The 1,764-nt window shown below is 70.9% G+C and carries 4 protein-coding genes; all 4 read right to left on the bottom strand.

Annotated features, from left to right (window positions below):
* Nucleotides 1-141, bottom strand: a 141-nt coding sequence (locus CLV37_RS29180; RefSeq protein ID WP_146149480.1) for a transposase, incomplete at its 3' end; no start/stop codon positions are given.
* Between the two features lie 515 nt (nucleotides 142-656).
* Nucleotides 657-998, bottom strand: coding sequence for a hypothetical protein (locus CLV37_RS26865; RefSeq protein ID WP_211298990.1), 342 nt, complete (start codon nucleotides 996-998; stop codon nucleotides 657-659).
* Nucleotides 999-1,096: 98 nt separating this feature from the next.
* The gene (locus tag CLV37_RS26860; RefSeq protein ID WP_106215798.1) at nucleotides 1,097-1,447 is read right to left on the bottom strand and encodes a hypothetical protein; all 351 of its coding nucleotides are present in this window, start codon (nucleotides 1,445-1,447) and stop codon (nucleotides 1,097-1,099) included.
* 42 nt (nucleotides 1,448-1,489) lie between these two features.
* Complete coding sequence (locus CLV37_RS28000; RefSeq protein WP_170127547.1) at nucleotides 1,490-1,594, bottom strand: HNH endonuclease; 105 nt, start codon at nucleotides 1,592-1,594, stop codon at nucleotides 1,490-1,492.
* Nucleotides 1,595-1,764: the final 170 nt, after the last annotated feature.

Here is a 1,764-nt window from a genome sequence, read left to right as displayed (position 1 = left end):
CAGGTCTTGGCGCGGTCTACCCATCCGGCCCTGCTTGGGTAGCAGCGGCTCGATGAGCTCCCACTCCGCATCGCTGAGGTCAGAGGGATACGCCTCACGATCGCCAGCCACCTCAGCAGCATGCCCTACCAAGACCCACATCTGAAACAGTCACTCAGACCCAACCCGGCTCCCTCTACCCGCGCCAGGCTGAGCGAGATCAGCCCCCTGACGCAACTGCTCCGGGGACAAGCCGGCGCCGTGGGTGGCAGCACGGCGGGATGAGCGCCCCGCCGAGCCGGGTGGCTTTCTCCCCGAGGTCATGGCCGACAGCATGCCGCGCAGCCCCGACAGGCTTCACCTGGCCGCAGTGGTGAGGCTCAGACCCAGCCGCTACCGGTTCGGACAGCGCCACGGCCAGTCGGGCGAGACGGGCGAGCAGGACGGGGAGGCCGGGGGCGGCGCCGGCGTTGCTCCACGGCCCGGAAGGTGCGCCTTCCAACGCAACGCGAAGGCCTCTAAATCATCGGCGCTGACGCAGGCGGCGAGCTCTTCGTCCTCCAGCGGGGTCCAAGGCACGCTGCGCCGGGTCGCGCTTGCCGCGGTGCGCGCGTGGCGCTCGGTCTGTGACCGGTGCGCCCGCTCGCCCTGGGGCGGCAGGTGCAGGGGGGCTTGGGTCATGGCCTGCTCAGCTGCCAGCCGTCGCTTTGCCCGCCGGGGCCGTGGACGAGCCAGCCCCGTTCGCGCAGCCACGCGGTCCGCTTCTGCCAGACCCGGGCTCCGACGCCGGCCTCCTGCGCGAGGAGGGCCGCGGTGTGATCGGCGGGGATGCGGTCGTCGTAGTCGGTGGCCGCGGCCAGCACCCACACCACCGCCTGCAGCGACGTCCGCGAGGGGGCGGGCAGCTGCGCTCGCGGGATGGTGCGGATCGTGGCGTGGACCGTGCGGACCCAGCGGACTGCGGAGGGGACCATGTCACGCGGGTCGGTGGGCAGCAGGCGGACGTGCCCAGCAGGCATTTCGAGCGGCACCTCGAGCGGCACCTCGCCGGGCGCTGTGACGGGATCCTTGAGGAGGGCGGTGCCGTCCGGCGCGGTCTTTGGGGGCAGGTCGCTGTTCATCGCGGGTACGCCGTGGCGTGGTCGCGAGCGGCGCTCAGGACCTCGCTGCGCACGGCGCTGGAGCGATCGACCAGGCCATGCAGAACGTCGTGCTCGACGCCGGCCTCCATCGCGGCTACCGCGGTGCGCGCAAGCGCGGAACGCAGTCGAGCGCGGTCCCACTCGACCTGGGCCATCCACTCCGCGACTTCCCGCAGCTTGGCTTCGGTGAGATCGATGTGGGCGGCCAGGAGAGCGACCTCGGCGGGGGAGTAGGTCCGTCCTCCGCGCAGGGTGGCTCTGCCCATGTCCGCGAACCGCATGATCGTCCTGTCGGTCGGTGGCGGCCGGGTCTTGACCGAGGCCACTCGGCTGGTCGAGCCCACCCTTGAGGCGGGACTGCAGCTACGTCAGATGCGCGCGCCCTTCTCCTGGTTGCAGCGCCGGCACAGCAGCCGCAGGTTGTCCTCACTGGTGGCCCCGCCCAGGCGATGACGTCCCCGGGAGCGGTGCAACTCTTCGAGCGTAAAGCGCTGCGGATTCGGACTATGCCGTGAGCGTGGTGGTCGTGTCGAGCGTGGTGGTCGTGTTGAAGCGTCACGGCTTTGATGCCGCTTCCTGATGAGTCAGGATGACGATCATGCCCCAGCGGTACCCGGCCGAGGTCAAGGACCGAGCAGTCCGG

Source organism: Kineococcus rhizosphaerae, from assembly GCF_003002055.1.
GTDB classification, from domain to species: Bacteria; Actinomycetota; Actinomycetes; order Actinomycetales; family Kineococcaceae; genus Kineococcus; species Kineococcus rhizosphaerae.
Note: the sequence above shows the minus strand (reverse complement) of the source record. Positions and strands in the feature narration are given on the sequence as shown.

Excerpts from the sequence above, each read along its gene's own strand:
- CLV37_RS26865 (WP_211298990.1), bottom strand. The coding sequence starts at position 998 with ATGCCTGCTGGGCACGTCCGCCTGCTGCCCACCGACCCGCGTGACATG.